The 25,865-nt window shown below is 43.7% G+C and carries 18 protein-coding genes and 1 pseudogene; 8 read left to right on the top strand and 11 right to left on the bottom strand.

Annotation, left to right across the window (positions count from 1 at the left end; translation table 11 throughout):
• Nucleotides 1-186 precede the first annotated feature (186 nt).
• Both NSS95_RS04950 and NSS95_RS04945 read left to right on the top strand, forming a co-directional pair.
• Nucleotides 187-1,173 carry a Gfo/Idh/MocA family protein gene (locus NSS95_RS04950; protein WP_340713823.1) on the top strand — a complete coding sequence of 329 codons (987 nt, stop codon included), beginning with the start codon at nt 187-189 and terminating at the stop codon, nt 1,171-1,173.
• Nucleotides 1,174-1,721: 548 nt separating this feature from the next.
• Nucleotides 1,722-2,174, top strand: coding sequence for a Dps family protein (locus NSS95_RS04945; protein ID WP_026683814.1), 453 nt, complete (start codon nt 1,722-1,724; stop codon nt 2,172-2,174).
• An 827-nt stretch (nt 2,175-3,001) separates the two neighbouring features.
• Here NSS95_RS04945 and NSS95_RS04940 read toward each other — a convergent pair.
• The gene (locus tag NSS95_RS04940) at nt 3,002-4,417 is read right to left on the bottom strand and encodes an ISLre2 family transposase (RefSeq protein WP_340713822.1); all 1,416 of its coding nucleotides are present in this window, start codon (nt 4,415-4,417) and stop codon (nt 3,002-3,004) included.
• Nucleotides 4,418-4,529: 112 nt separating this feature from the next.
• Here NSS95_RS04940 and NSS95_RS04935 point away from each other — a divergent pair, with 112 nt between their 5' ends.
• Together NSS95_RS04935 and NSS95_RS04930 are read left to right on the top strand one after the other, a co-directional pair.
• Complete coding sequence (locus NSS95_RS04935; protein WP_052472246.1) at nt 4,530-5,654, top strand: IS256 family transposase; 1,125 nt, start codon at nt 4,530-4,532, stop codon at nt 5,652-5,654.
• A 596-nt stretch (nt 5,655-6,250) separates the two neighbouring features.
• The gene (locus tag NSS95_RS04930) at nt 6,251-7,003 is read left to right on the top strand and encodes a sulfite exporter TauE/SafE family protein (protein ID WP_017552138.1); all 753 of its coding nucleotides are present in this window, start codon (nt 6,251-6,253) and stop codon (nt 7,001-7,003) included.
• 249 nt (nt 7,004-7,252) lie between these two features.
• Here NSS95_RS04930 and hmpA read toward each other — a convergent pair whose 3' ends face one another.
• Nucleotides 7,253-8,464: an NO-inducible flavohemoprotein gene (gene hmpA / locus NSS95_RS04925; protein WP_276211086.1), complete on the bottom strand. Its 1,212-nt coding sequence runs from the start codon at nt 8,462-8,464 to the stop codon at nt 7,253-7,255.
• A 174-nt stretch (nt 8,465-8,638) separates the two neighbouring features.
• On the opposite strand from hmpA, the gene NSS95_RS04920 reads away from it, so the two are divergent.
• Complete coding sequence (locus tag NSS95_RS04920) at nt 8,639-9,073, top strand: Rrf2 family transcriptional regulator (protein WP_035189572.1); 435 nt, start codon at nt 8,639-8,641, stop codon at nt 9,071-9,073.
• A 574-nt stretch (nt 9,074-9,647) separates the two neighbouring features.
• On the top strand, nt 9,648-10,409 hold the full coding sequence (locus NSS95_RS04915) for a 2-keto-4-pentenoate hydratase (RefSeq protein ID WP_340713821.1): 762 nt from the start codon (nt 9,648-9,650) through the stop codon (nt 10,407-10,409).
• Nucleotides 10,410-10,630: 221 nt separating this feature from the next.
• Here the strand turns inward: NSS95_RS04915 and NSS95_RS04910 are convergent, their stop codons facing one another.
• Complete coding sequence (locus tag NSS95_RS04910; protein WP_014095655.1) at nt 10,631-10,906, bottom strand: hypothetical protein; 276 nt, start codon at nt 10,904-10,906, stop codon at nt 10,631-10,633.
• Nucleotides 10,907-11,338: 432 nt separating this feature from the next.
• Between NSS95_RS04910 and NSS95_RS04905 the strand changes: the two genes are divergently transcribed.
• Both NSS95_RS04905 and NSS95_RS04900 read left to right on the top strand, forming a co-directional pair.
• A complete protein-coding gene (locus NSS95_RS04905) occupies nt 11,339-12,262 on the top strand; it encodes an SDR family oxidoreductase (protein ID WP_014095656.1) in 924 nt (307 codons plus the stop codon).
• An 18-nt stretch (nt 12,263-12,280) separates the two neighbouring features.
• Nucleotides 12,281-13,462, top strand: a pseudogene (locus tag NSS95_RS04900) (AGE family epimerase/isomerase).
• 131 nt (nt 13,463-13,593) lie between these two features.
• Here NSS95_RS04900 and NSS95_RS04895 read toward each other — a convergent pair.
• From NSS95_RS04895 to NSS95_RS04860, 8 genes are all read right to left on the bottom strand, one after another.
• Entirely contained in the window at nt 13,594-15,012 is a 1,419-nt protein-coding gene (locus NSS95_RS04895) for an MFS transporter (protein WP_014095657.1), read from the bottom strand.
• 658 nt (nt 15,013-15,670) lie between these two features.
• On the bottom strand, nt 15,671-16,660 hold the full coding sequence (locus NSS95_RS04890; RefSeq protein ID WP_035181978.1) for a D-isomer specific 2-hydroxyacid dehydrogenase family protein: 990 nt from the start codon (nt 16,658-16,660) through the stop codon (nt 15,671-15,673).
• Between the two features lie 663 nt (nt 16,661-17,323).
• Nucleotides 17,324-17,617: a TIGR04197 family type VII secretion effector gene (locus NSS95_RS04885; RefSeq protein WP_035189578.1), complete on the bottom strand. Its 294-nt coding sequence runs from the start codon at nt 17,615-17,617 to the stop codon at nt 17,324-17,326.
• Nucleotides 17,618-18,065: 448 nt separating this feature from the next.
• Nucleotides 18,066-18,695, bottom strand: coding sequence for a hypothetical protein (locus NSS95_RS04880; protein WP_052042097.1), 630 nt, complete (start codon nt 18,693-18,695; stop codon nt 18,066-18,068).
• A complete protein-coding gene (locus tag NSS95_RS04875; protein WP_061565324.1) occupies nt 18,665-20,131 on the bottom strand; it encodes an FtsK/SpoIIIE domain-containing protein in 1,467 nt (488 codons plus the stop codon). Before NSS95_RS04875 ends, NSS95_RS04880 begins: the two co-directional genes overlap by 31 nt.
• 1,063 nt (nt 20,132-21,194) lie before the next feature.
• Nucleotides 21,195-21,884 (bottom strand): beta-phosphoglucomutase, encoded by a 690-nt coding sequence (gene pgmB / locus NSS95_RS04870; RefSeq protein WP_013858479.1) that lies wholly within the window; start codon nt 21,882-21,884, stop codon nt 21,195-21,197.
• A 228-nt stretch (nt 21,885-22,112) separates the two neighbouring features.
• A complete protein-coding gene (locus NSS95_RS04865; protein ID WP_272864720.1) occupies nt 22,113-24,395 on the bottom strand; it encodes a glycoside hydrolase family 65 protein in 2,283 nt (760 codons plus the stop codon).
• A 19-nt stretch (nt 24,396-24,414) separates the two neighbouring features.
• Complete coding sequence (locus NSS95_RS04860; RefSeq protein ID WP_061565325.1) at nt 24,415-25,821, bottom strand: SLC45 family MFS transporter; 1,407 nt, start codon at nt 25,819-25,821, stop codon at nt 24,415-24,417.
• Between the last annotated feature and the right edge of the window lie 44 nt (nt 25,822-25,865).

Genomic DNA, 25,865 nt, shown 5'->3' with positions numbered 1-25,865 from the left:
CAATATATGTCTGATGAAGACCGGGCATTCCTGTGATTATGTATATATATTTCAACTATATATCTTTTTCAACAAAAATATCCATTTATTTATAAAATTTTATGTCGAATCCTCACTGTTTATCAACCGTTTCGACATGTGATACAATGAACGTATCAAGATAAAATGAGAAAAGGAAGCGATGCTATGCGTTTTGCAACCGTTGGAACAAGCTGGATTACCTCTGCTTTTATTGAAGCAGCAAAATTATCCGGAAAATTAACCCTTGAAGCCGTTTACTCGCGCAAAAAAGAAAGCGCTGAACAAATGGCGGAAAAACATGGCGCACCGAATATGTTTACGGATCTTGAAGAAATGGCAAAAAACGAGAACATTGATGCTGTTTATATCGCGTCGCCAAATGCGCTCCATTTTGAACAAGTGCTCGTTTTTCTGAAAAACAAAAAACACGTCATTTGCGAAAAACCGATTTTTTCGAATACGGAAGAATTTAAGGAAGCTTTTCGTGTTGCCGATCAGAACGGTGTATTTTTATTTGAGGCAATCCGGAATATCCATTATCCGAATACTGCCCTTTTAAAAGAAAAATTAAAGGATGTTGGCCAGATCAGAACCGGAATTTTCCAATATGTGCAATACTCTTCCCGCTACGATAAATTCCTTGCCGGCGAAGAGCCAAACGTATTCTCGCGGAACTTCTCCGGTGGGGCATTAATGGATCTTGGCGTCTATCCGCTTTCGCTTGCGGTCTGGTTATTCGGCGCACCGAAAGACAGCCGGTACTTCCCGGTCCTTTTGCGGAACGGCATTGACGGGGCTGGCACCCTTGTCCTGCAATACGAAGGGTTCAATATTACCGTGATCTGCTCAAAAATTTCCCATTCTTATATTCCGAGCGAAATCCACGGCGAAAAAGGCAGCATTATCATTGAAGGCATCTCAGAATTGGAAAAGATGAAATTTGCCGATGTGCGGACAAAGGAGCCGGTCCTCTTCTCGCGGGAGCAGGAAGCGCAAAATATGATGTATGAAATCAATGATTTCGCCGATATCATCGCGCAAAATGACAGGAAAACGTATGAAACCTTGCGCCAGTCCAGTTATGAAGTCCTTTCGGTTATTGAAAAATCGCGGAAACAAAACGGGATTGTCTTTAAAACCGACAGAAACTAAAAACCGTTCCAGGAGAAAATCTGATTCCGGATCGTACCGTGCAGTTTAAGCGCAAAAACCGGGCAACAGGCCGGGGGAAATTTGAAAACGGATGGCAAGGGCAATAAGGGAATCCCTTGTCCCTGCATTTGAAAACGGGGGCAAGCGGGATTTCCTTGTCCCCTGCCTTTGCGTTTAATACCAGAGAAAACCGGGACGGCCGGGGGATGCCTATTCAGAAGCGTACCGTGTAGAAAGCGAGGGCAAGCGGAGCTTCTTTGCCCTACCTTTGCGTTTTAAAACCAGCGAAAGGTGAAGCGGCCGGGGGAGTGCTAATTGGAGCATATTGTGCAATAAACGCATTCGCTTGTCCCCTGCCTTTGCGTTTAATACCAGAGAAAACCGGGACGGCTGGGGGATGATGATTTGGGGCGTATTGTTATTAAACCAGATAGAGACGGACAAATTATCAACATTCCCACCTTGTTTATAATTATTATAATTTAATATTGACTTTTAAGTGATATATATTATAATAAAAATATAGCAAGACCAAAACCCGGGGAGGAATGAAAATGTATATTGAAACAGCGTTAAACGTACAAGTTGCAAACTGGAGCGTCCTATACACAAAATTGCACCACTACCACTGGTATGTAAAAGGCCCGCTGTTCTTCACGCTGCACGTAAAATTTGAAGAACTGTACAACGAAGCTGCCACGGTGGTCGATGATTTTGCAGAACGCATCCTTGCGATCGGCGGAAAACCGGCTGCTTCTTTCAAAGAATACCTCGAAATTGCAACCATTGAAGAAGCAAAATCCGGCTTAACCGCTGAACAAATGGTGGAATCCCTTGTAAAAGACTACAAACAAATCGCCGGCGAACTGAAAAAATTGATCGCACTTGCTGAAGACAATCATGATTATGGCACGGCTGACATGGCAACAACGCTTGTGGAAAGCGTTGAAAAAACCATCTGGATGCTGAGCGCGCTACTCGCTGTACCGGTTACGCAATAAACTGCCAAAACGGCCCCGTTCTAAAAGAATGGAGCCGTTTTTTTCATGCTGCAAAACAGGCGCCGCTTTTTTACGTCTTGATTCATCAACAGTCCGATTTGACCCCGGCTCAACCTTTAAATAAAACCAAGATTAAGAAAGTGCAAAAACCAACTGAATAATCCTTTCATAATCCTTGCCAAATCTAGGAATTTTGGTTATTTTAGCAAGCCCTATGTGAAGGAAGCCTGGAAAATTGACGGCCTTCCTTCACATAGAGCCCGTCTACGTTAAGAAAGCGCGGAAAATTGACGGCCTTCCTTCACATAGAGTACGTCTACGTTAAGAAAGCGCGGAAAAACGATGGCCTTTCTTCACATAGAGCCCGTCTACGGATTAAGTCCGTATAATTGTGTAAAAAGAAGGAGTCATTTTATCAACTCTTGGCAACACTGTTTTCAACGACGATAAACTAATGAAAAGAGGAGATAAAATGACTCACTTACAGTTTAACTTAAATTTGGATGTTTTAAAAGAAGCCATCATGACTTGTATGTGTCAAGTTTTTCTCGACAAGGTTTAAATATCGGGTATTCCAAGACACTCTTTTTGTACACTTTCGGCTACCGTGCTTTACTTGCTCGGTGTAATTTTCGGAAAAGATGTAATATTTCCGTATAAAGATGGATAACGGGGATGTTGAGGCGCGCGAAATTCACTCGCTTTCCGCGGGCGGCCGGCGAGCCTCCTCGCTCGTACCTCGCTGCGGGGTCTCTCCTGGCTCGCTTTTCCCGCAGGAGTCTCGTAAATTTCGCGCGCCTCAACGATCAGTCCCCACTGAGCCAGGCTTAAAACGAAAGCTCTAATATTTTGCTTAAATGTCCCATTGCCGATGAACTGCTTGAATGCAGGGCAACTGATCCGTGCTTTACGCCCACTGACGGGCGTACAGGCTGCTTGAGTAGTTGAGACATCCTGATGGATTGTTTCAAGTTCCGTTGCTTTCTCTCGCTTCTTGAACGGTGTTTCAGATAGGCTTCTCTCAATGTCCCATTGAGTATGCCTTGTTTGATTTTCACCATGGCTTCTGCGCCAAGTTCACTCCAATGCATGCCCCTTTTTTTCATCCTGAAGGAGATATGCCTTTGATTCGATTCCATCGCTCCTAGGCCTCTCGCACCTTCCGGCACGTTTTTCACCCTGTCCCTCCAGTCAAAAATGCGGTCCCAGTTTTTCAAGATATACGAACGGAATTCCTTGATTTTCTTGAGAGCCTTTTTATCCGTCAAGGTGCTTTCGTGCGTATCCAAATATAACGTGAATTGGTCCAGGTCATGCGTTCTAATCGCTTTTCTAATTTGCTCCTTGATCTCGCTCTTTCCGCCCCCAAATGTCCTTATGATGGCTTGTGCAACGTGGTAGGTATCCAGCTGGTTGAGCACCGGAAATTCCGACTGTGAGAATGCTGTTTGAAACCGTTCAGCTGTGTACCCAGCACCTCCATCACTGTTTGTAATGACTTGCGCTTTTTCGAGGGAATAGGTGTTGGCAGCTGTGGCTTGGACTTCATCCCAAAATGTCTGAATGTCTTCCGTCGTCATGATGACTGTGGGCTGACGCAGGGAGACCCTTTTTCCATTGGTTTCCCAACCTTCATAGAGAATGGCATGGCGGACTTCCATACCCTGTTTCTTTTCCAGTCCCCGGATGAATACGCCATCTGCTTCGGAAAACAGGTAGTCTACCTTCTTCCCATCAGGCAGTGAAGCAGCTATTTCCATCTCTTCTACAAGGGCCTTGTCGGCTTCCACCTGCGTTTTTCCTACGCGTTTCACCATTTCCCCTACAGTTGTATGACTAAGACTCACGGCTGTCCATTCTTTTAAAATATTCGCCACCTCCCGATAGGTGTTCTCACTTGCCAACTCTGCCACCTTTAATTCCACTAACGGGCTATATCTCCGGTGGGGTACCAGCCCCAAGCATTCATCCAAGGGATAATGTGAGTTCCCTCTCTTATCACGCATTAATGAACGTTTAAAAGTCACACTTCCAAATAGAAACTGAACGCTTCTGTTATCACTACGGCAGTACTCCCAGCCTTCCTCCAACTTCTTTTGTTTAATTGTTTTATCTAACTCCTCAAATACATCCCCAACCCATTGTGTAAAAGCCTTCTGCATCAGAAGTTTAAGCTGTTCTTCAAATTCGATAAGACTCTTTGTATCCTTTAATAATCCAGCAATTATTGATATAATATCCATGGGAAGACCTCTCTCTCTAGATGTTCATCTTGAAGTGTACAATTAGATGATAGAGCGTCTTCCCATTTTTTTCCACTCATTTGCCCCTTCGAGTAAAATTTTACACATACTCATGACTTCCGATCTTGACGCGGTAATTAAATCAGCGGTTGTCCTCGTGTTAAACGAGTTTATGGAAAAGGAAAGGGATGACTATTTAAAAACGAGCCCTTATGAACGCGCTGTTGAACGCCGGGATTACCGGAACGGTTACTATGAACGCGAGCTGTTGATGAGCATCGGCAATGTTACATTAAAAGTTCCCCGGACACGTAATGGCGAATTCTCAACTACCTTATTTGAAAAGTATGCCAGATGTGACCAAGCTTTCGTCCTTTCTATGTTGGAGATGGTCATCAATGGCGTCTCTACCCGTAAGGTCACAAATGTCGTAGAACAGCTTTGCGGTAAGAATGTATCCAAGTCGTTTGTCTCTTCCCTTACGCAAAAACTGGATCCCATTGTGAATGCTTGGGCCGAGAGACCGTTGAATACAACCTACTACCCTTATGTGTTTGTGGACGCCATGTATATAAAAGTACGGGAGCACCATAAGGTCATATCAAAGGCTGTTTATATTGCGACTGCCATTACAGAGAAGAATACACGTGAAATACTGGGTTTAAGCGTTGACCATGCAGAAAGTTTGGAGAGTTGGAGTTCATTTTTTAAACAACTTAAATCACGTGGACTCCAATCACCAAAACTCGTTATTTCCGATGCTCACATGGGCCTTCAGAAAGCAATACAACGGGAATTCATTGGCACTGCTTGGCAAAGGTGCAATGTTCATTTTAAACGCAATATCATTGAAAAACTGCCCAAAAAAGATACTGCAGAAATCCGGGTGATGATTAAGCGCGTGTTTGAGGCCGTTACGATTGAGGACATACGCAAGTTTAAAGATGAATTAATAAACAAATTTGGTACAGAAGCAAGATTTGAAAAAGCCCTGGCCATTTTAGATGAAGGTTTTGAAGATACTATCCAATACATGAACTTTCCTGAGAATATCCGTATGCACATACGGAGTACTAATTCCCTCGAGCGGCTTAACCAAGAGGTTCGTAGAAGGGAAAGGGTCATTCGCATTTTTCCTAATACCCAATCTGCTTTTCGTTTGGTTGGTGCCGTTTTAATGCAGTATCAAGATACAGAATACTCGAAGAGGAAGTCACTTATGGGAAAGAATAGTTAGCAGCATTTTCAGCTTAACTTCCATCATGGATGATTTCATCTCCGGGAAGGGATGTCAAATTGAAAGGCATTTGACATCCCTTCCCGGAGATGAAGAAAAAAATCCATGGAAGTTAAGCCGAAAAAATGAAAGGGTGGTTGAAAACATTTGCCCATAAATTTACACAATAACCTGGACTTGACTCGTCTACGTTAAGAAAGCAAGCAAAAACGATGACCTTCCTTCACATAGAGCGCGTTTCAAGTGCAAGCTTTTCCCTGCATTTTTTATAAAACCCTTGCATTACATTTATGCCAAAGCTGTCAGCATCCTTGCCAAATCCAGGAATTTTGCTTATTTAGCAAACCCTAATTAGACATTTTCAAAATGGTTGTCGCCTCTTTTTTCCTTTTGCCCCCCCAAAAGGACATTCCATACCGCGTACCATGCCATTTTACATCGCACATGCCGCTTCTCACGCTGCATATCAGAAGCATTCAGCGGGCGAAACTCAGGCACACCTCTTTAAGATGGAGCCACAAATACCGGCAGCGTGACAAGGCCTGCGGTTCCGGATAAAATGGAAGAAGTACAATGCGAAAGAAGGATTTTCCATCATGCATGTTTCCATCTTGATTACGATGTTTTTAACAGGACTTATTTTAGGCTTTATCGGGGCAGGCGGCGCGGGCTTTATCATTTCCCTGCTGACGATTTTATTCGGGGTTTCGATCCATACCGCGCTTGCGACTGCTTTAACAGCCATGATCTTTTCTTCATTTTCCGGGGCGGTAAGCCATTACCGGGAAGGCAATGTCTCCATTAAAGCAGGCATTACAACCGGCATCATAGGCGCTGCCGGAGCCTGGGCCGGATCCCATGTCTCCGCGCATATTGCGAGTAGCGAACTAAAATGGCTCACAGCCGGCATGCTCATGTTTTCAGCCTTTCTGCTCTGGCTCAGAATGTTTTTGCTGCAAAAGCAATCCATCCAGGCAAAAACCCTTCCGTTCGGGCCCCGTTTTGTGACCCGCTCGCTGTTGCTCGGCATCGTAACCGGCGCGCTCTCAGGGATGTTCGGGATCGGCTCGACACCATTTATCCAGCTTGGCTTAATGATCCTTCTCGGCTTATCCGTCCGCCAGGCTGCCGGCACAACCATGATGGTCATTATCCCAATTGCAATAGGCGGCGGACTCGCCAGCTTCCAGCAAGGGACACTCGATCTTGGGCTCCTTGTGGAAGTCGTCATCGGCACAATGTCCGGCGCATACATCGGTGCCAAATTTACAAACCGCGCCCCCGTCTCGCTGCTAAAGTCTTCGATGATTGCCGTTCCAATTGTCGCAAGCTTGCTGCTGATTTTATGAAAAAGGGGCTGTCCCAAAAGTCGTTAGACGGCTGATGGGAGCCCCTTATTTTTGTAAGGACGATACAGTTGGTTGATCGTGAAGTCACTATTTCCAAAAGCATTTCGCGATCTTCATTGCATGAGCCAAAATGGGACTGCCCCTTCCCGCTTTAAAATCACGGGAAAAAGGGACTGGTTCAGGCCGCAAACGATGTGCCGGCATGAAAAAATGAGCGTTTCATCACGGAGTTTTCTTTCCCCCGCTCGGTTAAACGGCTGCAGCCGGCGCCAGTTCCATTGCCGGCCCAAAAAATTCATAGCGGATATTTTCTTTGGCAACGCCAAGTTCCGTTAAAATTTGCACCGCACTTTTCAAAAACGGAACCGGTCCGCAAATATAACAAACCGTTTGCGTGGTTACAATCTTTTCCAAAAATGCTGTGGAAAGATGGCCTGTGAAATCGCAGCCGCTGTTTTCGTGAAGGGGATGCCCGTACCCAAAATAATAATGCCCGTTTTCAAGCTTTTCAATATGGTGCTTTGCTTCCTCTTTAAAAGCATGGAATTCTTCATTGCGGGCAGCATGAATAAAATGGACTTCACGTTTAGAGCTGGCATCCGCTAAAGCTTCCAGCATACTCATCATTGGTGTCAAGCCAACCCCGCCACTAATTAGGGCAATCGGTGCAGCCTCATCGTCAAGTGTGAAGACGCCGGCCGGTACGCTGATCTCCAGCTCGTCTCCCACTTTTACTTGATCATGTAAATATGTTGACACCTTCCCGTTCGGTTCATGATCTGCTTCCCGTTTCACCGAAATCCGGAAATACTCATGCCCCGGCCCGCATGAAAGGCTGTACTGGCGGTTAAACAGATATGTTTCGCCTGGAATTTTCACTCTTAGTGTAAGGTACTGCCCCGGAAGATAGGATGGCACCGGGCCCCCGTCCGTAGGTTTTAAATAAAAGGAAGTAATAACATTGCTCTCTTTTACCTTTTTTACAACTCTAAACGGTTTAAAACCGTCCCATCCCCCTCTTTGGGTTTCAGCTTCTTGATACATTTTTTTCTCGACTTGAATGAAAACATCAGCAATGGCCCCGTATGCTTCAGCCCAAGCCTGTAAAACCTCTTCCGTGGCCACATCTCCTAATACTTCTTTAATGGCTTTTAGTAAAAATTCCCCGACAATCGGATAATGCTCCGGTTTAACGCCCAGGCCACGGTGTTTTTGTGAAATTTGTTCCACAACCGGCAAGATGGTTTCCAAATGGTCAATATAAGAAGCCGCCGCAAGTACGGCATTGGCGAGTGCTGTTTGCTGCCTTCCTCGTGATTGATTCGTTTGATTAAAAATATTCAGCAGCTCGGGATGTGCTGCAAACATGGTTTTATAAAAGTATGTAGTAATGTCCGTCCCTTGTGTTTTTAATACGGGCACAGTTGATTTTACGATCTCAATGGTTTTCTGCGATAACATGATTTCCACTCTCCAAATAGTAATATTTAAAATATATCTTTAAGATAGTGCTCCTTTGTTTTTAAAGCAATATTTTAAATACATCTTTAATAAAGTTGTCACATTTTCCGAAAAGGAAAAAATGAGCGCCATTTTCGATGGGAACGGGTATAATGGGGTTGGCAGGTGATACAAATGCGTTTAACCCATTACTCTGATTATGCTTTGCGTGAATTAATCTATCTTGCTTCAATGGAAGAAGGAAAATTAGCCAGCATCAAAGAAATTGCGGATGCCTACAACATCTCAAAAAATCATTTAATGAAAATCACATACGAGTTAAGCAAACTCGGGCTGATCAAAACAGTGCGCGGAAGGAGAGGCGGCATATGCCTGAACAAGCATCCCCGCGAAATTAATGTCGGAAAACTGATTCGCATAACAGAAGATGATTTTAAATTAGTCGAATGTATGGAAGATGGGGCTTCCGCCTGTATCATCTCCCCCGTTTGCGGATTAAAGCATGTTTTAAACGAAGCCCTCATCGCTTATCTCCGCGTGCTCGACAAATATACACTGGAAGATTTAGTAAAAGATCCCTTATCCTATAGGCAGCTGCTTGTAAAATAAAACTAAGTGGTGCAGCGTCATTTCCGATAAAAATAGTGATAGAAGTAAAGAAAAAATAAGGTGAACAAAATAAACATAGACATTAAAAAAGTCACATATGGAAATAAATCTGTACTTGAACATTCAGTGCAATTCTATTTTATGATTTAAGTGAGTATACAAAATTTGATATCAATAAGGAAGGCTATTTACTCATCATTTTTTAAATTAAATTTATTTTAAACAAATCATTTATTCGACTAATTAGGGTTTGCTGAATAAGCAAAAGGTTTGGCAAGGATGCTGACAGCTTTGATAAAAATTGAATGCAAGTATGTTATAAAAATGCAGGAAAAAGCTTGCACTTGAAACGCGCCCTATGTTAAGGAAGAGACTCGTTTTTTCGCTCTTCCTTAACGTAGACGACCTCTACGTGAAGAAAGACCGTCGTTTTTCCATGCTTCCTTAACATAGACGACCTCTACGTGAAGAAAGGCCGTCTTTTCCAAAAAATTTTTTTCCAACCTTCCTGAAAAGTGTTAAAATGATAGATAAATTATATAAATATAAAAATTTTGGAGAAGGTGGTTTGGCAATGTTAAAGGAAGCTTTTTTACATACCTTATATGATGCTTACAAAAATAGAAAAGCGCTGAATAAGGACATTTTTCCGGCAGGCATTGATTTAGATGAGGCTTACCGGATGCAGCATGCTTTTACTGCGGCAAAAAAAGAAAACCATGAAACGTTAAATGGGTATAAGATCAGCATGACAAGCCCCGAAACGCAGGCATTATTTGATGCGCGTGAACCATTGTACGGCGAGTTGACCGATCAGCAGGTGACAAACCATATATCCCTCAGCAAAGATACGCTTAATCCATTGATCGAATTGGAATTGGTTTTTCTTGTAAAAGAACGGCTTACGGCAGACGCGTCTGAAGCAGAAATCATCCAAAAGACACAAGTTGCGCCGGGATTGGAAATTCCTGATTCCCGATTTAAGGACTGGTTCCCTAAAATGCCAAAAGAACAAGTTTGCGCAGACGGGGCTGTCGGCGGAAAAGTAGCTTTTGGGGAAGCCAAAGATTATACATATGGCGATATTAATAATATCCATGGCCAATTGCTCCTTAACGGCAAGGTGCTCGATGAAGGCAAATCTTCAGCTGTCATGGGGCATCCAGTTCATGCCGTAAAATGGCTGCTGAAAAAACTAGGCGAACATCAGGCAGCGCTTGAACCGGGCATGTTTGTCTCATCCGGCACATTTATCCTGCCAAAGCCGCTGGAAGCTGGAACATATAGCGGAAAATTTGAAGGAATTGGTACGGTGAAATTGACGGTCACAGAATAGAAATGATGCGTCCGCATAACAAATGCGCAGCAAAAAACATCTCCGAAAATGCCAGCAGGAGATGTTTTTTTGGACATACAGGCACCTGTTTACAATGAACCGCGGCTGCAGATATCCCTCCCTTCCAGACATCCACAATGCCACACCCGCACAAGCATGAAAATGAGTAAAAAGAGATCATATAGTCGGCCAATTGATCCATGCTTTTACAGAAAGAGGCATTACATTCCTTCCGGGTGGTACAATGGTTGCAGTTTTTCAAGATCTTCAATGAACAGATGAATATCTTCAGCGGATAAATGAACCGGCATTTGATCATATAAGGTCAAGATTTGGCCTTCATGGTCATCCCGGTGCTTCTTCAAATAATCATATAAGGATCTGAACTGGTTTGCATTAATGGTCGATACTGTAACAAATTGTTTGACATGCTGCAGTGAAAATTCATTCCGGTTCTTATCAAATTCTCCTTTAATCACATTCCCTTCGATGTGCATCACGAACACTCCCAAGCCGATTGATTGATAAAATTGTTTTGCCCTATTGCTTGGTTTTCATTCACCTAAATACCGCCATTCTTTCAACGCGGTATTTAGGTGTTCTAAGCAGGTCAACAATTACGAGGCGGTAATGGCTTTGTCCGCTTCCGTTGCAGCCCATGCCGTCATTTTTACTGGATTGGAAAATAATTGCAGCAGTTGTTCTTCTCTTTTGCTGCCGGCATGTTTTTTTGCGGGCGCGGCAAGTCGGCATCTTGCAAAGAATACCACGCTACCGGGCCGTGGCACAAAATACGGGCCAAATCAGAAACCGTTGCCGCCCATTGGCCATCAAAAATTGAAACCGTTGCCGTTTTTGTTTTGAGGTTTATTGGATTTTTTACAGGTTATACAAATACTGTATGCAATATGAAGGAGGAGGATGCATCGATGAATATTTACGAACAGCAAAAAAACGGACAACCTGCCCAAACCCAGCCGGAACAACCGGGCATTGAATCGCTGATGAATCCGCGGCCTGTCCAACCGCTGAATTATAAAGGCAGTGAAAAATTAAAAGGACGGGTGGCGCTCATTACTGGTGGAGACAGCGGTATCGGACGTGCTGTTGCGATCGCTTATGCAAAAGAAGGCGCGAACGTAGCCATAAACTATTTAAATGAACAAAACGATGCTGAAGAAACGAAGAGCCTTGTTGAAGCAGAAGGCGTCCAATGTCTGCTGCTACCGGGGGATGTCTCCCAAGAAGCAACATGTAAACAGCTCGTTGAAAAAACGGTAGCAGAGTTTGGAAAACTCGATATTTTGGTCAATAATGCAGGCGTGCAGTTCCCTACTGAAAAGATTGAAGATATTACCCATGAACAATGGGACAAAACCTTCCGTACCAACATTTATTCCGTCTTTTATATGTGCAAATATGCCGTCCCGCACTTAAAACAAGGCAGTGCCATCATTTCAACGGCATCTATTAATCCCTATGTAGGCAATCCGAAACTCCTAGACTATACTGCTACAAAAGGGGCCATTGTCGGATTTACGCGCAGCCTTGCACAAAATCTCGCCTCAAAAGGGATACGCGTCAATATGGTAGCACCAGGACCGATTTGGACACCGCTTATTCCTTCCACTTTTGACGAAAAGACAGTGGAAAGCTTTGGGCTTAAAACCCCGCTCGGACGCCCGGGACAGCCGGCCGACCATGCAGGGGCATATGTGCTTTTAGCTTCTGATGAAGGGGCTTATATTACCGGTCAGTGCATCCATGTTAACGGCGGCATGGCAATGTCATCTGATGGAAAAAAACTGCAGAAAATCTTTTCTGCAGTTTTTTTAACTCTTCCACCCAAATGAACAAATGGATGCGATGATATGGACTTTAAAGACCCTCACGTTTTAAAACAGCAAATCATTCAAATTCTTGAATTTTATTATCCTGCCTGCATAGATACGGAAAACGGCGGGTATATAAACGGTTTTCTCGATAATGGCTCCATCAATGACCGGGAAACAAAGCATCTGGTCGGTACAAGCCGGTTTATTTACAATTTCAGCATTGGCTCCCTGATTGGCGGGCCGGAGTGGTGTGCACAGGCCGCTGCCCACGGTATTGAATTTCTGAAAAATCGCCATCGTGATAAAAAATACGGCGGCTACTTTTTTGAATTAAAAGGGCAGAGTGTAAAAGATCCCGCAAAAATGACATACGGCCATGCATTCGCCCTGTTGGCAGCCGCCATTGCTGATCAAGCCGGCATCCGGGGTGCGAAGGAACTGATCGAGGATCTGTACCATGTTACAGAGCAGCATTTCTGGGATCCGGACGACGGGCTCTACCGGGATGAATGGGATGCATCCTGGTCAACACTTTCTTCCTACCGCGGGCAAAACGCAAATATGCATATGTGTGAAGCCATGCTTACGGCATACGAAGCAACCGGCGAAAAGAAATACTTAAACCGGGCATATAAACTAGCAGAAAGCGTCTGCCGCACATTAAAAGAGAGATCCGGCGGAATGATCTGGGAAAACTACACACCTGACTGGCAGCCGGATTGGACCTATCATCTTCACCAAACAAAAGATGAGTTCCGCCCATACGGCTTTATTCCCGGCCATCAGCTGGAATGAAGCAAACTGCTGATGTGGCTTGACCGCCATCTCTCTGAACCGTGGATAGTTGAGACAGCTGAAGAACTTTACGGAAAAGCCTGGGAGAAAGGCGCTGATGAAACATTCGGCGGCATCTTTTTTGCACTCTCTCCACAAGGCGAAGTCATTGATACGGATAAAAACTACTGGGTGATATCGGAAGCGATCGCAGCCTCTGCGCTTCTTGCCGCAAAAACCGGAAAAAGTATCTACTCCGAGCGGTACAATCAGCTGTTTTCTTATGCTTCCAACTACTTGATCGACCACCAATACGGCGGCTGGTATAAACTGCTCAACCGGAAAAATGAACGCTTGCCCGGCCCGAAAAGCGCTTCGCCGAAAACCGACTACCATCCCGTCGCTGCCTGCTACCAGGCACTGCAGGCATTTTCAAAACCATAAGCAGCGGAAACTTTCACTTTATCAACAGAAAAAGCGCCAAATCTTTTGGCGCTTTTTCTGTTTAAAGGCTGAGCTGGGATCCGGAAAGGCCGGCAAGCCTGCCATCTCCGGCACAAATTTTGCACAGCCGTTTAATTGTACAGACGCTTATTTTCCTCTTGTTTTTCCATCAGCCACCATAATGAATGTCTTGGATTTTCTATAGCTTCCTTATACTCCGTCTTCGTCGCCACTGTTGGGTACGAACCCTTTAGAGACTTTCCGGAAGTACTGGTGAACAAGAACAAGATGACGAAAAAGCCAATAAGGCTGAAGAATGTCAGATAAAAAGCAGGCGCCAGGGCATTCCCGGTTTGGTGAACCAGCCATGTTGAGATGAGCGGGGTAGTGCCGCCAAATAATGAAACAGAAACATTAAAAGTCACAGCCAGTGTTCTGTACCGAATATCCGTGTAAAACATGGTTGGCAAAGTACCAGGCATCGTGCCTTCATAAGTTGAAAGCAAAATACCTAAAATGAGAATACCTAAAAATACGAATGCAATTGTATTCAAATGGATGAAGTAAAATGCAAGGACAGATAATAAGGTTAATCCGCCTAAACCCATGATTAAAACCGTCTTGTTTCCAATTTGGTCGCTGAGCTTCCCAAACAATAAAGCGAGCGGCACCATAATCACCATAATCAGCGTAATTAATACCGTCCCTGCCGTACTGGATAAACCAATCACCTCATCCAAATACGATGGCATGTAGGATAATAACATATAGTTTGTAACATTAAAGAATGCGACAGATACGAAACATACTAGAATGTCTTTTTTATGGTTTTTTAAAATCGAAAGGAAGCTTTCCTCCTGGACACCCTCCACAGAAAGTTCATTTTCGAAAATGGGGGTTTCCTCTAAATGGGCTCTTAAATAAAACCCTACCAGCCCTAAAGGCAAGCCAAGCAAAAATGGAATTCGCCAACCCCATGTGGCCATCTGCTGGTCAGTTAGCGTGATGAAGAGCGTACTGGCAAGGAGTGAAGCTAATATATAGCCGGCAAGCGTACCAATTTCCAGTCCGCTTCCAAGCACATTACGCTTATTGTCCGGGGAAGATTCTGCAATATAGACCATGGCGCCGGCATATTCGCCGCCAGTTGAAAATCCTTGAATAATTCTGGCTACTAATAAGAGCACCGGGGCCCATATTCCAATTTGGTCATACGTAGGTAATAAACCGATTAGGAGTGTGGAAAAAGCCATTAAAATAATCGTGATGGTTAAAACGACTTTTCTCCCATATTTATCTCCGATTCTGCCGAATATAACACCGCCTAAAGGGCGCATTAAAAAGGCAATCGCAAATGTGGCAAATGTAAACATTAATTTCAGCTCGTCATTCTCCACGGCACTAAAAAAGTTCCGGCTGATAATGACAGCTAAATAAGAATACAAGCCAAAATCAAACCATTCCATCGCGTTTCCTACTCCTGTAGCAAACACGCTTTTTTTCGTTTGTCGAATATTAACGATGTTAATTTTTTTCTTATTAAATACCATTTTTCAAATCTACTCCTTATTTGATAGTTTTCGGCACCTGTCTTCCCTTCTATAAAGATTCATTTTTAATACCTACATTGATAAAAGATTTTTTCATCAGCCGTCATTTGTTTTGGCTTTCTTTTTCAAAAACCCGCAGGCGAATGGAAATGGGAATCATTGAAATTAAAAACCACTCGTTGATACTTCAGCATTTCTGCTAATATTTCCAGAAAAACCACCGAATAGATGGCAGGCATATGTAGTGCAAGAATTGATCAACTACTCGAAGATAGCGGGCAAGAGTGCAAGTTAGCAAAGTGAAAAAGGGCTTAAAATGGGCGGAGGCGGACAGGAAACGGAGGCTTAAGGCGCCTCTAAAGATTTTTACGGGCAGCTGGTTCCCCACCTATCTTCTTTATACCTCAAATAGTGAAAGCGGGTTATATGCCGTTAAAGACGGAACGCATTACAGATGAACAATCGGACAACGCTCAACAGCTTTTTTGAACGGTTCATTGATTAGTTTACCATAATCGAAGTGTTAACGCAAAAAATCAGCTTCCACCCCATTATTTCAACGGATCAGGCCAACAGTAATGCTGTAAAATGGTCATTCAATCTGTGCTTAAATATCTCTATGTTTGTCCTGCAATGATAAAAAAGCTGCTTATCCTCTTCATGATTTTATCTCCCACCTGCTCTTCCCCGTCTCCATAAAGGATACAAGCGATGTTAGCGCCATTTCCACCATATCGCTAACCGCCTGATCGGTGTAAAACGCAGTGTGCGGCGTGACGATCACATTGGGAAAAGATCTCAGAATAGCCAGCTGGTGGTGGGCCAAAATATCCGTGCGGCGGTCATAATGAAAAATCCCTTCCTCATCTTCCAGTACATCAATCCCGGCAGCGCCGACTTTCCCCGCCTCGATCCCTGCGATAAGCGCATCCGTATCCACTACGGCACCACGGGAACAATTGATGATGCAAACGCCGTCCTTCATTTTTGCAATCCGATCCTGGTTAATCATATGGTATGTACGATCAAATAAGGGTGTGTGGATGGTTATCACATCGCTTTCCTTCAGCAGTTCATCCAAAGATACATATTTCAAAATGCCGCGCAATTCATCTCTTTCAACGGTATCGTGTGCAATGATGTTGCAGCCAAAACCGGACAAATTTTTCGCAACAATACTGCCGATTCTGCCGGCGCCAATAATCCCGATCGTTAAGTTATGCATTTCCCTGCCCTGAATCCCTTCCACAGAAAAATCTTGTGCCTCCACACGGCTTAAGATCTGTTTTGCTTTCCTTACACACATCAAAATCAGCATCGTTGCAAAATCGGCAACACAATAGGGCGAATACGCCACATTCGAAAAACGAATGCCATATGCTTTGGCGGCTTCCTGATCGATATGATTATACCCTGCAGTCCTCAAGCCAATATATTTTACACCGGCATCTCTTAAAGCCATAAAAGTTTCGGCGCCCACCGGATAATTCCCAAGGATCGTCACCGCTTCAGCCCCTTTTGCTTCCACTGCCGTTTCAGGGGTTAACACATCATCCACATACTTGATATCCAAATCAAATTTTCTCGCAAACTTTTGAAATAAGGGGAATTCATCCGCCCTCGTCTCATAGGCAACAACTTTTCTCATACGACAGCTTCCTTTCCATTCATTTTGATCATGCTAAAAACTACGCATGGCTTCATTAACCACGCCCGCAATAAACCCATCTCCTCCCCATGTCTCCAATTGGATTCCGGTGTCCAGAAGCCTGGTTTTACCAGGCCAGCGACAAGATACCCATGCCCAATCCAACAAGACGGATCAGCGATTCTTTCTATTTCATTTTTGCCAAAGTGAACGATCGTCCGGTCTTTTTATACATCGTAACGGCTTCAAAAGCAAAGATTTTACGTGTTTCCTATAAAACCCCTACACTTTTTATTCGACAAAAGTGGCAGAAATCCTTGTCAAATTTGTAATTTTTGTTTATTCAGGAAGTTCTAGATAGTCGCTGTCTAAAAGCACTGCGTTGCTTGAATCTACTTCTGACTGGACCGATAAAATATGACTGGAGAATTGTACACTCAAGCTTTCAAATAAAGTTTTCCGTTGTTTTCATATGAAAATCTTTGAGATAATCTTTCGCAGCATCTGCTGTAATCCAGTAAAGGAATCCATTTCTGCAATTTGATTTGCGCTTTTCTTAATAGCATCGAGCTGGCTTTTCAACGAACTTGCCGCCGATTTCAATTCATCCGAAAAAGAAACGACTTCAGTCATCTCAACTTTGTTGCCAATGGTTTGCCTCCTTTACTGTTGCAAATTTCGATAATTATCATAGGATTTTTCAATTTGTTCATCGAGTTTCTTGATGGCTTCCCCGGTGTTCTTAAGGGTCTGAATATCTGCTTCCAAAATCGATTTATATTTACTGAGCAGTTCCATCGCCTTTGTCACTTGTTTTAGCTCTTCTTTAAACGGGTTAATGTTCGTCTGGTCAAAAGACGTTGTTTTGATGAGATTGGTCTCCATGTCTGACACGGCTGCCTGCAGTTGTTCAATATTTGAATTGAACAATTCAACATTCAGTTTAATTTCTCCCATGTAAAGTCACCTCTATTTTTTGTTTTGCGCAGTCTCAATGAGGTTTGACACGTTTGAAATCTATGCGGCAATACTAGATAGGCTGTCTTGGTACATGGAACGTTTGCTTTCTTCACGTCTGATTTCGTCGCTCAACTGCTCCTTTTTATTTTCCGCTTTTTTTTAAATAGTTATTTATACTTTTCTGGTAAACATCATAAGCCTCCTCAAATTTCCCCCTTTTTTTCACCTTTCCACTTGCTGCCGTCGATTTCAAAACTTAAAATTGGCTTTGCTTTGTCCTGTAAATTGGAAATTTCCTTTTCCAGTTCTCCTAAAGCACTTTTTAATCTCTTAATCTTTGCGTTTATATCTGCCAGATCCTGCGAATGTGAATTTTTTGGCTTGAGAGCCTGGACTTCTGATTCATCAAAGTATGCACCATTTCATCCATCATACATCCATCCTTTTATTGAGGAATTTTAATTCTTTCATATTGATAGTCACGAACAAAATAACCCTCGTACGGTTTTGGATACTTTTCATTAGAAATATAGGATTGTTTAAATACATCCTGATCACTTAGACGCATACTAATCAGCCCTGTCTCCACATAATCACGTACAAGTCTTGGCACTTCTTCAAAACTTTGGCCCACATAAGCATATTCTGATCCGATGATAAAATGAATGGCTGTTTTGGGTCCATTCTTCAGCAGCTTATTCATTTCTTCTGCTGTGAGATTTGTCCGCCGGCAGAAGTCTTTTAAATCGGAAATAAAGATTATCCAATTGGGATCAAGTAAACCGGTTTTCATTCTTTTTTCTATTTCAACCAGCAGATCATTTTTCACCCTGGAGATGATTTCCTGCTCCGAAATATAGGCATGGAGCTGTGAAGCTATCCGTGACAAAGATTGTTCACCCGAATCAATGACCATAATTTGCTTCTTATTTTTTATAAGTGACAAATTTTTCGTGACCGATTCTCTCAATCGGCTTAATTCATCCAGCCGGTCGCTCATCAAGAGAAAGAGCCCGCTGGCATTCGTGTCAATTGCAATGGGCGTTACATTTTCAAACTCCAGCTTGGAATCCATCCTTTTTCAGCATATTCCTTTGCAGCAGGATTTGCTGCAAACTGCGGAAATTCAAGGACTTCTGGCATCACCGGAATTGGGGCTGGCCGCTTTCCGCTCCAGAAACGGTCCATTTCCTTTGCTTCTTTTTGAATATTTTCTATGATCGCAAGGGTATCCGTTCCGCTCGCTGGCAATGCGGTTTGGAACAATATCGGATTATCCAACTTTACGATCCCTCTTCCCGGTATTTCCTCAATTTCAATATCTGTTTTCCCTACAATGGCACGGACATCTGTACGGTCTATTAAATACAACGGAATTTGTATTTTAATATTTGATAATACTTGCATCCGCATTGCGTTTTGCCGGCTGGCGCTGATAACAAGATGCAGGCCGATACTTGCTCCTTCCCTGGCAATTTGTGTAATCATTTTCTCAAAAGCATCCGAATTATCCGCTTCCCTGACAGCATCGTAATTATCTATGACAAAAAGCAGGTCAGGAACATGTTCTTTGCTTGCTTTCTCGTACATTTTCAAGTTTGCAACCCCGTACTGGCTAAGCCGCCTTTTCCGCTTTTTAATCTCCGATGAAGTAAGCCGGATCAGTTTTGAAATTTTTTCGGTTTCATCAATCATTATCGTATCAGCAACATGCGGCAGTTCCTTTAACGGAAGCAAGCCGTTTGTACCAAAATCAAGCAAATACACATGCAAGTTTTCCGGGTTGTTCACTCTTGCCAGATCCATTACCGTTGTTTGGCGAAATGTAGATTTTCCGTACCCCGGACTTGAATAAATCAAGATGTGTCCATCTTTCGCCATATTGAGCTGCAGCACCTTTTGTTCTTGCATTTCAGGCAAATCCGCAAAACCAATCACCGGCTCAAGATCTGTTTTTTCATTTTGCCAACTTTCCCTAAAATCCACCGCATGCAATTCCGGCAGATAGATCCGCTCTTCAAGCGGCGGCAGCCACGGTTTTGGTAGTTGGGCGATGCCGAGTTTTTTGGCGCGGGCATGGATCCAATCGACGACGGCTTCGAGTTCGGTCGGGACTTTGGTAATTTCTTTCTGGTTAGCAAGCCCGCTTAAGTCTGCAGAAATAGGTTCGTACTGGCCAAGGTCGTTGATCGCATAAATCGTAGTGTCCAACATGTCCTGGTCGTCCTGGTCCGGGACGTAGTTGGCGCCGCTCCATGCGCTTTGGAACAGTTCGTATATTTCATTGTTGCCGACCTGCAAGTAGGCGCGGCCCGGCAAGGTGATCTCTGCAGCATCCGGCGTTTTCAAAATTTCCATGGAATCGCTTGTGTTTTGGACTTTGAGCGACAGTTTGAATTTCGAGTTGGACCAGATTTGGTCGTCGACAACCCCGCTCGGTTTTTGCGTTGCCAAAATCAAATGGATGCCGAGTGACCGGCCGATACGGGCAGTCGATACGAGTTCTTTCATAAAATAGACCTGAATCCCTGATGAAAAACTAGTAAACACTGGTGGTAAGCAGTTTCCCAAGAGTGAAACTCTAATATTATCTGATTATTCGATAATGCACTTTTGTTGCTTTGATAGATAAATATTTCTCTTTTTTCACTTATTTTAGATCATAACAAATAGATCTTCAAATTTTTATTTTTGCATACTTATTGGTTTGTTTCGGTTTTCTTCTTATCGCTTATTACCCAGGATTTCTAGTATTAAGGTATTATATAAGTGAGCAAAAGTCAGCAGTCGTTTGTTGTCCCCTGTGACCTTAAAATTACCATTCCCGGCCCTCGTAACCAGCTTAGAAGCCATCGTTATCATATTCTGAATGACGGTTCGGATTCTTCGTGTTGCCTTCTTTTTCAATGGCTCATCCTGTTTTTTCATGCTTTCTTGTCCGCTCAAAAAAAGCATGTGAATGGGTTTAGCGTGAAGTGAAAAATTTCGTCAAGTTTTCTGATATCATTTAAAATGTAATGAATTTGACGGAGGCAATTGTTTGTCAACGTCATTATTCCTATTTACAATGTGGCTAAAGCTTGGAAAAACAGCGTGCATCATGGTCAGTTGTGTAATTGGACTACATTGGAATTCGTATTTCTTTATTATGTAAGCGTAAAATAATATCCGCCTATGTTAGTAGATGGGTATTATTTTACGCTTACCGTGGTAAGGTGATTCACTTTCATCCCATGCATCCGCACCATTTACGTTTTCACGTCCGAATAGCTTTTGGGCTTTGACTTGTTTAGCAGCCTCACCCTGTGAAAGTACGCCTAATGATGTTCGTTCCTCGGATCAGAATTTTGCCTCCAGCTTCCTTCAGATTCCATCACACGATAGACACCCTTGCTCTAACGGTCGTGACATAGTTTCTCAGGACCGTTTCCACAGGGGAAATTTTGCTTTAAATGAAAAAACCCGTCGAGAAAAATTAATATCTCAACGGGTTTTCTTGTTTAAAAAGGACTTTGGGACTGCCCTTTTTCTGAAAAAATATCCATTTCTTTTTCTTAGATGAACAATGGATATTTTACAAATTTGATCTAGAAAAATATGGATCACCTTGAATGGCAGAAAGGCTGACCTCCGCGGTTGAGGCAAAGTGGATAGCCGCTTCATAAAGTTCATCTTTGTCCCCGATCCCGACCGATACTTCCCCCGCACCATTAATTGACTTGATACCCGCGATAGAGTCTTCCAAGCCGATCACTTCACAAGGTTGCAGATTCATCAACTCTGCAGCGCGGACAAAAATTTCAGGGTCAGGCTTACCGGATTTTAAAGCAGCCGGATCAACAACCGCATCAAACATATCAGCGATGCCCAATCTCTCTAAAATGATGGGTGCGTTCTTGGAAGCCGAAGCGACGGCAAGCTTGTACCCTTTATGCTTGACCTCCATTAAAAATTCAGCCATTCCCGGCAAAATATCCTCCGGCGTTAATGTATCGATCAGCTTTTTATAATACTCATTTTTTTCATCTGCCAATTGTGCTTTCTGTTCGTGTGTATAAGAATGCTCACAGTTTCCGGCCTTCAGGATCATTTCCAGGGAATCCATCCGGCTGATTCCTTTTAAACCCGCAGCCAGTTCATCTGTCCATTTCGTGCCGACTTCCTCTGCCGTTTTCTTCCATGCCTGTGCATGGAAACGGGCGGTATCCGTCAACACACCATCAAGGTCAAAAGCAAATCCTTTAATATCATGAAAACTTCTCATTTGGAATCTCCCAGACTTTTTCTATTTTTACGTTAGTGTACAATGTTGATGGCCGCGATATCCGCCCGTTTGCCAATTCTTGCCCGATACCTCAGCAAGAGGGAGCCAGCCTGGCCCGCTTATCCCGCAGGAGTCTCCCGCGGCCATCAACAATAATATTTAACCGAGCATTAGGATGAAAATATTTTGGAAAAATGCCTCCGATATCTTCGCATAAAGGAGAATCATTTAAACAAAAACCGAAGATTGTGCAACCAGTTCAACGTCTTTTCCATACAAACCGACCGTCAAGGGTTCGCCTTCCAGCAATTCAAGTGACACTCCATTTGTATCCACACCTACTTCAATCAGACGGCCTCGGAACAACAGGCGGAATTGGTATTTGTCCCATTTTTTCGGCAGGAACGGGGCAAAGTGCAGCTTGCCATCCCGGACACGCATGCCGGCAAATCCCTGCACTATAGCCAGCCAGCTCCCCGTCATTGAAGTGATATGCAGCCCGTCTTCGGTATCATTGTTATAGTTGTCCAAGTCAAGGCGTGATGTCCGTTCATACATTTCCACCGCCTTGTTTTCATCGTGCAGATCGGAAGCCAGAATCGCATGGATAGAAGCAGACAGGCTCGATTCATGCACGGTTAAAGGTTCGTAAAAATCAAAGTTGCGTTTTTTCTGTTCCGGTGTAAATTCATCAATAAAATTCCAGATTCCTTGCAATACATCCGCTTGTTTGATATACGCCGAACGCAGTATTTTATCCCATGACCAGTGCTGATTGATTGGCAATTCATCAGCCGGAATTTCGCTCACAGGCTTAATATCTTTATCAAGGAAACCGTCATGCTGGACAAAAATGCCGAGTTCTTCATCTTCCGGAAGATACATGCGGTCTACAATATCCTGCCACAACTGTTTTTCTTCCTCTGTCACATTTAAAACAGCTGCCTGTTCCTGAGAAACTTCCTCCAGGACCTGCAAAGTGTATGCCAAAGTCCATCGGGCCATGTAGTTGGTATACCAGTTATTATCCACATTATTCTCATATTCGTCAGGACCGGTGACGCCGTGCAGCATATATTTTTGTTTGCGTTTGGAAAAATGCACGCGGTCAGCCCAGAACCGGGAGATTTCTGTCAACACTTTGCTGCCTTCGTTTAAAACATAGGACTTGTCTCCGGTATAGCGGGTGTAGTTATAAATGGCAAAGGCAATATCCCCGTTCCGGTGAATTTCTTCAAACGTAATTTCCCATTCATTGTGGGACTCAATGCCATCGAAAGTGACCATAGGGAACAAAGCGCCCTTTAATCCTTGCTTTTTAGCATTATGATAAGCGCCATCGAGCTGCTGGTAACGGTACTTCAACAGATTTTTGGAAATTTTTGGTTCTGCCACCCCCAAGTAAAACGGCAGGGCAAAAGCCTCAGTATCCCAATACGTGGCACCGCCGTATTTTTCACCTGTAAATCCTTTCGGGCCAATGTTAAGGCGGGCGTCTTCACCATAATACGTTGAAAACATCTGGAAGAGGTTAAAACGGATCCCCTGCTGTGCTGCAACATCGCCTTCAATTTTGACGTCCGACTTTTCCCAGCGCTCTGCCCAAATCGCACGATGGGCATCGAATAATTCATCATAGGATAGATTGTCAGTTTTTTCGCTGATCGCGTTCATCGCAGAAACCAAATTATTTTGAGTATGATAATCCCGAGAGGTAACCACGATCACGCGCTTTTCAAAATCGATTTCCGAACCGGCTACCAATTTACCGCTAAATCCATTTACAACTTCTTTATCATGAGCCGGTGCAGCTACTTTCGCTTGCAAAGCTGTCCGATGGTGCATTTCCGCCCCGACCGTAAAGCGCGGGGTTCCGAACGGGTTGGCTTTCGTAATGGCAACCAGTGATCCGGATTGTTCTTTTTGATCAGTTTGCAATACTTCCCAAAAGCGTTCGCCGTAGTTTGCATCTTCATTTTTAACGTCCGCATCGATGGCTGAAATGATCTTAACGTCCACATCATCTGATCCGAGATTTTTTAGGCGAACCCGCTGGACTGACAATTCTTTTTGGGCAACACTCAAGAAACGTTCAAAGGTAACCACAACTTTTACCGTACCCTTTTCCACAGTAAAAGAACGGGTAAGACGTGCGTTTTTCATATCGAGATTCAGTTCGAATCCGGTAATCTCATCTTTAGCCAAATCAATAAATTCTCCGTTTAACGCAATATTGATTTTAATAAAATTGATGGCATTAATCACCTTGCCGAAGTATTCAGGATAACCGATTTTCCACCACCCTACACGGGTCCTGTCCGGAAACCATACACCGCCTAAATAAATGCCCGGCAAAGTATCTCCGCTGTAGTTCTCCTCGAAAAACCCGCGCATGCCCATATAGCCGTTGCCTAAACTGGTCATGGATTCCTGCAGCCTTTTTTCTGCCCGGTTAAAATCATGGCTGACAACATTCCATGGCTGTACTTCAAAAATACGTTTCATATTCATTCCCCTTTTCCATAAAAAATTACTTTGTTTGCGTTTTTTTAATCAGCGAAACAGAAGCCGCCCCAATAACCAGCAGCACGCCTGACAACAAAATCATCGCCGGCATAGAGGACCCGAGCGCCGGGAATATCACAAAACTTAAGCAGGAAGCCACAATTTGTGGCAAACAGATGCTGCCGTTAAACAACCCGAGATAGGTTCCCATATTCTCTCCTGATAATGCATTGGTCAGAATCGTGAACGGGAATGCCATCATCGCAGCCCATGCAATGCCGATCAGGATAAACGAAACAAGTAATGTGCCCGGGTTGTGGATAAAGAAAACTGAACCGAAACCAACCCCGCCAAGCACTAGGCTGAACGCATAAGCCGGTTTCTGTTTATTTTTCGATACCTTTGTTAACACAAGAGACCAAAATACCGCGGCAAGGGAATACACACCTGATAAAACGCCGAACCAGTTGGCTGCTTCCTGATAGGCCGTGCTTGACGGATCCACTGCATTCCAAGCGTTTTTGGCCACTGCCCCCGCTCCATACGTCCACAAATATTGAAAACCCATCCAGCAGAAAAATTGTACGACAGTAATCGTCCAGAACTCTTTCGGCGCATTGAGGAGCAATTGAAACATGCCCATTTTTTCTTTTTGTGCTTGATTTTGGATGCCATGATAAACGGCATACTCATCCGGGGAATATTCTTTGACTTTAAAAACCGTAAACAGGCTGCACACAATTAAAATAACGGCTCCGCTGTAAAACGAGACCACAACCGATTGCGGCACCACGCCTTTTGGTGCACTGTTTGAAACGCCCAATGCCGTTAAAACAAACGGAAAAATACAGGCCAGTACTGCACCGCTGTTAGAGAGAAAACTTTGGACAGCATAAGCAAAACCTTTTTGTTCTTCATTTACCATGTCGCCGACCATCATCTTAAACGGTTGCATGGCTACATTGGAAGATAAATCCATAAACAAGATAGTCACCGCTCCAAATGTCAACGCTGTCACTGATCCGAACCCAAAGCCAAAACTTCCGGCATTCGGAAGCAAACACATAACTATCACAGCCACAACGGCCCCTACCAACAAATAAGGGATCCGGCGGCCCAGTTTCGGTATCCATGTCCGGTCAGAGAAATAACCGACCAACGGCTGGACAACAAGTCCAGCAAGCGGCGGCAGGATGAAGAAGAAACCTAATTTTGTCGGATCGGCGCCAATCGTTTGAAAGATGCGCCCCATATTCGAACTTTGCAGCGAAAAGGCCATTTGCACACCTAAAAAACCAAAACTAATCATCCAAATCGTGCTGATTGGCAGCGCCGGCAATTGGTGGCTGCCAATTTTCTTGCCGCCTTTAACAGTTGCAGATGATTTTACCCGTCCAATACTTTTTTCGTCGGTATTCACCGTTGCTCGCATGATCATTCCTCCATTCTATTTAAGAGCCTGCGCTCAGGCCGGAT

This window comes from Weizmannia sp. FSL K6-3076, from assembly GCF_038007245.1.
GTDB lineage: Bacteria > Bacillota > Bacilli > Bacillales > Bacillaceae_C > Weizmannia > Weizmannia faecalis.
This window is presented reverse-complemented; position numbering and strand designations above follow the sequence as displayed.

Excerpts from the sequence above, each read along its gene's own strand:
- NSS95_RS04930 (WP_017552138.1), top strand. The coding sequence starts at position 6,251 with ATGCATGTTTCCATCTTGATTACGATGTTTTTAACAGGACTTATTTTA.
- NSS95_RS04865 (WP_272864720.1), bottom strand. The coding sequence starts at position 24,395 with ATGAATATGAAACGTATTTTTGAAGTACAGCCATGGAATGTTGTCAGC.
- NSS95_RS04875 (WP_061565324.1), bottom strand. The coding sequence starts at position 20,131 with ATGAAAGAACTCGTATCGACTGCCCGTATCGGCCGGTCACTCGGCATC.
- NSS95_RS04885 (WP_035189578.1), bottom strand. The coding sequence starts at position 17,617 with ATGGGAGAAATTAAACTGAATGTTGAATTGTTCAATTCAAATATTGAA.
- NSS95_RS04950 (WP_340713823.1), top strand. The coding sequence starts at position 187 with ATGCGTTTTGCAACCGTTGGAACAAGCTGGATTACCTCTGCTTTTATT.
- NSS95_RS04860 (WP_061565325.1), bottom strand. The coding sequence starts at position 25,821 with ATGCGAGCAACGGTGAATACCGACGAAAAAAGTATTGGACGGGTAAAA.
- NSS95_RS04880 (WP_052042097.1), bottom strand. The coding sequence starts at position 18,695 with ATGGATTCCAAGCTGGAGTTTGAAAATGTAACGCCCATTGCAATTGAC.
- pgmB (WP_013858479.1), bottom strand. The coding sequence starts at position 21,884 with ATGAGAAGTTTTCATGATATTAAAGGATTTGCTTTTGACCTTGATGGT.
- NSS95_RS04890 (WP_035181978.1), bottom strand. The coding sequence starts at position 16,660 with ATGAGAAAAGTTGTTGCCTATGAGACGAGGGCGGATGAATTCCCCTTA.
- NSS95_RS04945 (WP_026683814.1), top strand. The coding sequence starts at position 1,722 with ATGAAAATGTATATTGAAACAGCGTTAAACGTACAAGTTGCAAACTGG.
- NSS95_RS04920 (WP_035189572.1), top strand. The coding sequence starts at position 8,639 with ATGCGTTTAACCCATTACTCTGATTATGCTTTGCGTGAATTAATCTAT.
- NSS95_RS04940 (WP_340713822.1), bottom strand. The coding sequence starts at position 4,417 with ATGGATATTATATCAATAATTGCTGGATTATTAAAGGATACAAAGAGT.
- NSS95_RS04905 (WP_014095656.1), top strand. The coding sequence starts at position 11,339 with ATGAATATTTACGAACAGCAAAAAAACGGACAACCTGCCCAAACCCAG.
- hmpA (WP_276211086.1), bottom strand. The coding sequence starts at position 8,464 with ATGTTATCGCAGAAAACCATTGAGATCGTAAAATCAACTGTGCCCGTA.
- NSS95_RS04935 (WP_052472246.1), top strand. The coding sequence starts at position 4,530 with ATGACTTCCGATCTTGACGCGGTAATTAAATCAGCGGTTGTCCTCGTG.
- NSS95_RS04895 (WP_014095657.1), bottom strand. The coding sequence starts at position 15,012 with ATGGTATTTAATAAGAAAAAAATTAACATCGTTAATATTCGACAAACG.
- NSS95_RS04910 (WP_014095655.1), bottom strand. The coding sequence starts at position 10,906 with ATGCACATCGAAGGGAATGTGATTAAAGGAGAATTTGATAAGAACCGG.
- NSS95_RS04915 (WP_340713821.1), top strand. The coding sequence starts at position 9,648 with ATGTTAAAGGAAGCTTTTTTACATACCTTATATGATGCTTACAAAAAT.